The 251-nt window shown below is 69.7% G+C and carries 1 pseudogene; it reads right to left on the bottom strand.

Annotated features, from left to right (window positions below):
- A pseudogene (locus JHD73_RS28960) lies at positions 1-126 on the bottom strand (histidinol dehydrogenase); the annotation flags it as partial.
- Between the last annotated feature and the right edge of the window lie 125 nt (positions 127-251).

The following is a 251-nucleotide window of genomic DNA, read 5'->3' as shown; positions in this document are numbered from 1 at the left end:
GATCTCTTTGACGCCGGCCACGCGTGCCGGAATCGCGTTCATCAGCACCGACGACGGATACGCCGCCTTGCCGCCCGGCACGTAGATGCCCACGCGATCGAGTGGCGTGACCTTCTGGCCCAGCACCTGTCTCTTATACACATCTCCGAGCCCACGAGACATGGCGCCTGATCGCGTATGCCGTCTTCTGCTTGAAAAGGGGGGGGGGGGGGGGGGGGGGGGGGGGGGGGGGGGGGGGGGGGGGGGGGGGG

Origin of the sequence: Ralstonia sp. ASV6 (genome assembly GCF_016429285.1) — a bacterium.
Lineage (GTDB): Bacteria > Pseudomonadota > Gammaproteobacteria > Burkholderiales > Burkholderiaceae > Ralstonia > Ralstonia flaminis.
The sequence above is the reverse complement of the archived record's forward strand: the minus strand, read 5'-3'. Positions and strand labels throughout refer to the sequence as shown.